Genomic DNA, 7,643 nt, shown 5'->3' on the forward strand with positions numbered 1-7,643 from the left:
TAAGTGAACGGCATTGCGGCGAGCCGGGGTTTTTTGCAAGCAGCTAAACCTTAGTCGTCCAGGAAGCTACGCAGCACTTCGGAACGGCTTGGGTGACGCAGTTTACGCAGCGCTTTGGCTTCGATCTGACGAATACGCTCACGGGTAACGTCGAACTGTTTGCCCACTTCTTCCAAGGTGTGGTCAGTGTTCATATCGATACCGAAACGCATACGCAGCACTTTCGCTTCACGGGCGGTCAGGCCAGCCAGGACGTCGTGCGTTGCAGAGCGCAGGCTTTCCGAGGTAGCAGAATCCAGCGGCAGCTCGAGGGTGGTATCCTCGATGAAATCGCCCAGGTGTGAATCTTCATCATCACCGATTGGCGTTTCCATGGAGATCGGCTCTTTGGCGATCTTCAGCACTTTGCGGATTTTGTCTTCCGGCATCAGCATGCGTTCAGCCAGCTCTTCCGGCGTCGGCTCGCGGCCCATCTCTTGCAGCATCTGGCGCGAAATACGGTTGAGTTTGTTGATGGTCTCAATCATATGCACCGGAATACGGATGGTACGCGCCTGGTCGGCGATAGAGCGGGTGATAGCCTGACGGATCCACCAGGTGGCGTAAGTTGAGAACTTATAACCACGACGGTATTCAAACTTGTCTACCGCTTTCATCAGACCGATGTTGCCTTCCTGGATCAGATCCAGGAACTGCAGACCGCGGTTGGTGTATTTCTTGGCGATAGAAATAACCAGACGCAAGTTGGCTTCAACCATCTCTTTCTTCGCACGGCGGGCTTTCGCTTCACCGATAGACATACGACGGTTGATGTCCTTCACCTGCTCGATGGTCAGGCCGGTTTCTTCTTCGATCTGACGCAGTTTCTGCAGGCTGCGCTGGACGTCATCCGCGACGTCTTTCAGCTTTTCTGACCATGGCTTGGCCATTGCCAGTGCGGCTGCGAACCAGGTATCGCTGGTTTCATTGCTGGAGAACAGGGTAACGAAGTTTTTCTTCGGCATTTTGCACTGTTCAACGCACAGCTTCATGATGATACGTTCTTGAGTACGAACGCGGTCCATCATGATGCGCATGCTGTTGACCAGGAAGTCGAACTGTTTTGGCACCAGGCGGAACTGCTTGAACACTTCAGACAGCTTCAGAATTTCTTCTGCTGCGCTGGCGTGGCTGCGGCCGTTCTTTTTGATGACAACACGCGTCGCTTCATACTGATCGCGCAGGTCGGAGAATTTCTGACGAGCCAGCTCTGGATCGATGCTGTTGTCGTCTTCTTCTTCTTCTTCGTCATCTTCTTCGTCGTTGTCTTTCTGCTCTTCGGTCGACAGCTCAGAACCGACGTGCGTCGCGGTAGGAGCGATGTCCTCTTCCGCATTAGGATCGACGAAGCCGATGATCAGGTCGGACAGGCGAGCTTCGCCCGCTTCGACGCGATCGTACTGCTCCAGCAAATAGGTGATGGCTTCCGGGTACTCGGCAACGGAGCACTGAACCTGGTTGATGCCGTCTTCAATACGCTTGGCGATGTCGATTTCGCCTTCGCGCGTCAGCAGTTCAACGGTCCCCATTTCGCGCATGTACATGCGCACCGGGTCGGTGGTACGGCCAATTTCAGACTCAACGCTGGACAACACTTGAGCAGCCGCTTCCGCCGCATCATCATCGGTGTCGGTGGTGTTCTCGGCCAGCATCAGGTCATCGGCGTCCGGTGCTTCTTCCAGCACCTGGATGCCCATGTCGTTAATCATCTGGATGATGTCTTCGATCTGGTCGGAGTCGACGATATCTTCCGGCAGATGGTCATTGACCTCAGCATAGGTCAGATAGCCTTGCTCCTTACCACGGGTGACAAGTAGCTTTAGCTGTGACTGCGGGTTTTGCTCCATAAGACGGTATCCACACTTCAGAGTATTGGGGTTGGTGTCGGTCGGCGAAACCGCCAACAATAGCATTTGGGGCGTTTTTGTTGTTGCCGCGGCCCACTGTGGCGGCATATTGCAGGGCTCTGCCCTCGCATTTATCGGCACTTAAGCCGTTTAAGTATTCAGTTTTTCTTCGCTAGCACTTGGTTAAGAGAACGGACTTCTTCACGTTCTTCCGGGCTGAGGCCGTGCGTTCTGGCCTGGGCGATCAATGTCTCCAGCCGTTGCTCCAGTACCGAGTCATAAAGGCTGGCCAAGGTATCCAAAAAGGTCTGTTCGACCCTTTCCTCAACGATCATATGGTTCCATGTCGCCAAGGTTTCAAGTTGCTGGCTCAATTTGTTGTCGCGATACTGCTCCAACAACAGGCCGGTAGTCAGGCCCGGCTGCGCTAAACAGGTCTGCACCAGCTCGACAAACAGCGGTAAACCGGCCTGTTTGGTCTGCTCTAATCCCTCGAGTGAAGGGATAAGTGTAGCCAGTTGCGGATTTTGTACCAGTAACCCTATTAGTATACGCATGGTTGTGCGTTTTAGCTGGGGCGCCTGGTAGGTATTCGCATTTTCAGCCTGTTTGGGCATCAGCTTGTCGAGCTGGCTATCATCCAGCAGGCCAAGCTTGCTGCCGAGCTGTTGTCGCAGGTACAAGCGCAACGTTTCGCCCGGCACCTGAGTAATCAGCGGCAGTGCCAGCGTGCTCAGCTTGGCGCGACCGTCCGGGCTGCTCAGATCGACCTGTGGCATCAGGGTTTCGAACAGGAAAGTGGAAAGCGGCTGCGCCAGCTCCATTCGCTGTTCGAAGGCCTCTTTGCCTTCTTTGCGTACCAATGTGTCCGGGTCTTCGCCATCAGGCAAAAACATAAACCGCAGCTGACGCCCGTCATTCAGATAGGGCAGTGCGGTTTCCAGTGCGCGCCAGGCCGCTTCACGGCCGGCTCGGTCACCGTCATAACAACAGACCACGTTGTCGGTGGCGCGGAACAGCAGCTGAATATGTTCAGCCGTCGTTGAGGTTCCGAGCGAGGCGACGGCATAATCAATGCCGTATTGTGCCAACGCCACCACGTCCATATAGCCTTCCACTACCAGCAAACGCTGCGGGGTAGGGTGGTTCTGCTGCGCTTCATACAGGCCGTACAATTGACGACCCTTGTGGAATACTTCAGTTTCCGGCGAGTTCAGGTATTTCGGCATGCCGTCACCCAGCACGCGCCCGCCAAAGGCGATCACTCGCCCGCGTTTGTCGCGAATAGGGAACATCACGCGTTCACGGAAACGATCGTACGAGCGCCCTTGATCGTTAGTCACCAGCATGCCGGCATCGTTCAATGCACTACGGCTGTCGGCGTCGCGACCAAAACGCTTTAAGGCATTATCCCAACCGGCAGGAGCAAAGCCTATGGCAAAATGGCGGATAACATCGTCACTCAACCCGCGCTGTTGCAGATAATCACGCGCCGGCGTACCGGAAGATTGATGCAGTGACTGTTGATAGAACGCACTGAGCTGTTCCATCAGTTGATACAGGCTTTGGCGCTGATGACGTTCGATTTGTGTCGGTCCGGAGCCCGCCTCGTAAGGCACTTCCAGTCCGTGCATGGTTGCCAGCTCTTCGATGGTTTCGACAAACTCAAGTCGGTCGTAATTCATCAGAAAGTCGACGGCGTTACCGTGCGCACCACAACCAAAACAGTGATAAAACTGCTTTTCGCCATTAACGGTAAATGAAGGCGTTTTTTCGTGGTGGAACGGACAGCACGCGTGGTAGTTCTTGCCCTGCTTCTTGAGCTTTACCCGGGCATCGATCAGATCGACGATGTCGGTGCGAGCCAGCAAGTCATTGATAAATACACGCGGAATTCGTCCAGCCATAAGCCCTTACTTCACTAGCCTATAAACGAGAACAAGCCGCGCATTCCTTTCGGAAAGCACGGCCTTCGTATGCAACTACTCGGTCTGCGCGATTTTTAAAATCAGAAATTCACGCGGCGGGGTTACCCCCGAAGAATTAATACAGACGAGTGCGGCGTGCGTTTTCGCGAGCCAGTTTCTTCGCGTGACGTTTCACAGCAGAAGCTTTAGCGCGTTTACGTTCGGTAGTCGGTTTTTCATAGAACTCGCGACGACGAACTTCAGCTAAAACGCCTGCTTTTTCGCAAGAGCGTTTGAAACGACGCAGAGCAACGTCAAATGGCTCGTTTTCACGTACTTTAATTACAGGCATGTGCCTCTCACCTCAATAAAATTCGGTTTGCTGCTGGCCAAGCGCCAGCAATTTCAAAATGGTGCGGAATTTTACTTCAACGGATGCTGCTTTGTAAAGCACCACAGCAAATTGAAACCTGCGGCCACCCTGGTAAAACATGCGCAATTTTGCATCGGGCGCTGATTATAGACTAATCAGAAAAAAATGCTCGTTTTTAATCAAATAGGCATTTATGGCTGGAATCATCAACATAGCCCAATGTGGCTGACAAGATGCGCCGCGCTGGCGGTAAACAGGCCTGATTGTGCTAAACTGACGGCCGCACGTGAATGATGGGAAATGTAATGCGAGTACTGGGTATAGAAACCTCCTGCGATGAAACCGGAATTGCAGTGTATGACGATCAGGCCGGTTTATTAGCGAATCAATTGTATAGCCAGGTGAAGCTGCATGCCGACTACGGCGGCGTGGTGCCGGAACTGGCTTCCCGCGATCATGTGCGTAAAACCGTGCCCTTGATTCAGGCGGCATTGAAGGAAGCGAACCTGACCGCGGCCGATATCGACGGCGTTGCCTATACCGCCGGGCCCGGCCTGGTGGGGGCGTTGCTGGTCGGCGCGACCATTGGCCGTGCGCTGGCGTTTGCCTGGGGCGTGCCGGCCGTACCGGTGCACCACATGGAAGGCCACCTGCTGGCACCGATGCTGGAAGATAATCCACCGGCGTTCCCGTTTGTCGCGCTGCTGGTTTCCGGCGGCCATACCCAGTTGATCAGCGTGACCGGCATTGGCCAATACCAACTGCTGGGCGAGTCGGTCGACGATGCGGCGGGTGAAGCCTTCGATAAAACTGCCAAGCTGCTGGGGCTGGACTATCCCGGCGGGCCAATGTTGTCGAAAATGGCACAGCAGGGTACCGCGGGCCGTTTCACCTTCCCGCGGCCGATGACCGATCGTCCGGGGCTGGATTTCAGCTTCTCCGGGCTGAAGACCTTTGCCGCCAACACCATTCGCTCCAATGGGAATGACGATCAAACGCGTGCGGACATTGCCCGGGCGTTTGAGGATGCGGTGGTCGATACGCTGGCAATCAAATGCAAACGCGCGCTGGAGCAAACCGGTTTCAAACGACTGGTGATGGCTGGCGGCGTCAGTGCCAACCGTACGCTACGGACCAAAATGGCGGAAATGATGCGCAAACGCGGCGGTGAGGTGTTCTATGCCCGTCCGGAATTCTGCACGGATAACGGCGCGATGATCGCTTATGCGGGTCTGGTGCGGTTGCAGAGCGGTGCCAATCCGGAACTGAGCGTTTCGGTGCGACCGCGTTGGCCGCTGGCTGAATTGCCTGCAGTATAAATAGTCGAAAGGCCGGAGCTCTCCGGCCTATTTAATTACTCTTCTTTCTTCTCTTCTTCCTGCTCCGACCCTGCCGCGTCGGTTTTCTTCTTGCGGAAGACACTCCAGATTTTCCCTTCCTGGCCACGCCACAGGCGCTGAATATTGTCGTGGTGCCGCATCAGGATCAAACACGACAGCATCGCTACCGGGAAGGTGAATTGTGGTTTGAACCACCAGACGTAGAACGGAGCAATCAGCGCGCTGATAATCGCACCCAGCGAGGAATAACCACTGAGCAATACGGTCAGCAGCCAGGTACCGGTCATCAGGCCGGTAAGATCCCAGCCGATCGGCGCTATGGCACCAAACGCCGTCGCCACGCCTTTACCGCCGCGGAAGTGGAAGAACACCGGGTAGATATGCCCCAGGCAGGCGGCAATCGCCGTCAGGCCGAGATACAGCGGCGGGACATCAAGTTTGTATGCCAGCCAGACCGGCAGCATCCCTTTGAGAATATCGAATACCAACACCGCCGCCGCAGCGACGCGACCGCCGATGCGCAGGACGTTGGTCGCTCCTGGATTCCCTGAGCCATTTTCACGCGGATCGGGCAGCCTGGCGATCCGGCAAACCAGGATCGCACTGGAAACTGAGCCACACAGATACGCGAAGATAATCATGCCAAGCGCGGTAGCACTCATAACGCGGTTCCGTTTAATAAGGGTCGTTTTACTCTCAACATATATGGATAATACTCATATTCCGCTGGAAGTGGTATCCGGCAAGGCCAAAAACAGAGAATGACGTGATGGATATCGTATTTATAGAAGAGCTTACCGTAATTACTACCATTGGCGTTTATGACTGGGAACAAAACATTCGCCAGAAGCTGGTGTTCGATATCGAAATGGGTTGGGACAACCGCCAGGCCGCCGCCAGTGACGATGTGAATGACTGCCTGAGCTACGCCGATATCAGTGAAGCCATCATCCAGCACGTGGAACCCAATCGCTTTGCGTTGGTGGAGCGGGTTGCAGAGGAAATATCTGAAATATTACTCCAGCGCTTCAATTCCCCGTGGGTCCGTATTAAGGTCAGCAAACCGGGCGCGGTTGCACATGCCAGCCGGGTTGGGGTGATCATTGAACGTGGCACCCGGCCGGTGTGACGTTCTGTCATTCTTGTGCAACTTAAGACCGTTAACCTGGTCTGAACCTGAGAATTGTTTTAGCGGCAATGTATTGAACACTGCCGCTTTTTTATGTTTATAGCCGTAAATTTATAGGGTGATCGAAGCACATGGCGGACATGCATTCACTGTTTATTGCGTTTGTTCTTGGGGTGGTCGAAGGGTTAACTGAATTTTTACCGGTGTCTTCTACCGGGCACATGATCATTGTCGGCGAGTGGCTAGGTTTTACCGGCGATAAGGCCAAAACCTTTGAGGTGATCATTCAGCTGGGGTCGATTCTGGCGGTGGTAGTGATGTTCTGGCGTCGCTTGTTCGGGCTGATCGGCATTCATTTTGGTGGTAAGCCGGTCGAACACGAAGGTAAAACCACGGGCCATTTGAAACTGGGTCATATTCTGTTGGCGATGATCCCGGCGGTAGTATTGGGGCTGCTGCTCCATGACTTTATCAAGTCGCTGTTTGCACCGAAAAACGTCATGTATGCGCTGGTGGTCGGCGGTTTCCTGCTGCTGGCAGCGGAATGGTTCAAGCCGAAAAAACCAAGTGCAGAAGGGCTGGATGATATTACTTATCGCCAGGCGTTTATGATTGGTTGCTTCCAGTGTCTGGCGTTGTGGCCGGGCTTCTCCCGCTCAGGTTCCACCATTGCCGGTGGCATGCTGGTGGGTGTGAACCGTTACGCGGCTGCGGAGTTCTCTTTCATTCTGGCTGTGCCGATGATGATTGGTGCCAGTGCACTGGATCTGTACAAGAGTCTGCACTTCCTGACGATGGGCGATTTACCGATGTTTGCAGTCGGTTTTGCCACTGCCTTCGTGGTAGCGCTGATCGCGATCAAGACCTTCCTGTCGCTGATCAAACGCATCTCGTTTGTGCCGTTCGCCATCTATCGCTTTATCGTGGCGGGCGTGGTTTACATGGTCTTCATGTAAGCTGAGCTGCAATAAGAAACCCCGCATTGCGTAACACCGTTCACTTAAGATG

General features: G+C 54.3%; 7 protein-coding genes. 3 read left to right on the forward strand and 4 right to left on the reverse strand.

The window, feature by feature from the left end; translation table 11 throughout:
• Positions 1-50: 50 nt before the first annotated feature.
• From rpoD to rpsU, 3 genes are all read right to left on the reverse strand, one after another.
• Positions 51-1,886 carry an RNA polymerase sigma factor RpoD gene (gene rpoD / locus BEI65_RS26090; protein WP_099065690.1) on the reverse strand — a complete coding sequence of 612 codons (1,836 nt, stop codon included), beginning with the start codon at positions 1,884-1,886 and terminating at the stop codon, positions 51-53.
• 158 nt (positions 1,887-2,044) lie between these two features.
• Positions 2,045-3,793, reverse strand: a complete 1,749-nt coding sequence (dnaG, locus tag BEI65_RS26095) for a DNA primase (RefSeq protein WP_085119308.1) — start codon at positions 3,791-3,793, stop codon at positions 2,045-2,047.
• Positions 3,794-3,929: 136 nt separating this feature from the next.
• Complete coding sequence (rpsU, locus tag BEI65_RS26100; RefSeq protein ID WP_001144069.1) at positions 3,930-4,145, reverse strand: 30S ribosomal protein S21; 216 nt, start codon at positions 4,143-4,145, stop codon at positions 3,930-3,932.
• 326 nt (positions 4,146-4,471) lie between these two features.
• On the opposite strand from rpsU, the gene tsaD reads away from it, so the two are divergent.
• On the forward strand, positions 4,472-5,485 hold the full coding sequence (gene tsaD, locus BEI65_RS26105; RefSeq protein ID WP_085119307.1) for a tRNA (adenosine(37)-N6)-threonylcarbamoyltransferase complex transferase subunit TsaD: 1,014 nt from the start codon (positions 4,472-4,474) through the stop codon (positions 5,483-5,485).
• Positions 5,486-5,520: 35 nt separating this feature from the next.
• Here tsaD and plsY read toward each other — a convergent pair whose 3' ends face one another.
• Positions 5,521-6,168 (reverse strand): glycerol-3-phosphate 1-O-acyltransferase PlsY, encoded by a 648-nt coding sequence (gene plsY, locus BEI65_RS26110; protein ID WP_099065691.1) that lies wholly within the window; start codon positions 6,166-6,168, stop codon positions 5,521-5,523.
• Positions 6,169-6,275: 107 nt separating this feature from the next.
• On the opposite strand from plsY, the gene folB reads away from it, so the two are divergent.
• Positions 6,276-6,635: a bifunctional dihydroneopterin aldolase/7,8-dihydroneopterin epimerase gene (folB, locus tag BEI65_RS26115; RefSeq protein WP_006320572.1), complete on the forward strand. Its 360-nt coding sequence runs from the start codon at positions 6,276-6,278 to the stop codon at positions 6,633-6,635.
• A gap of 131 nt (positions 6,636-6,766) precedes the next feature.
• Entirely contained in the window at positions 6,767-7,591 is an 825-nt protein-coding gene (gene bacA / locus BEI65_RS26120) for an undecaprenyl-diphosphate phosphatase (RefSeq protein ID WP_085119304.1), read from the forward strand.
• Positions 7,592-7,643 lie beyond the last annotated feature (52 nt).

Source organism: Serratia sp. BW106 (assembly GCF_002607755.1).
Classification (GTDB): domain Bacteria; phylum Pseudomonadota; class Gammaproteobacteria; order Enterobacterales; family Enterobacteriaceae; genus Serratia; species Serratia proteamaculans.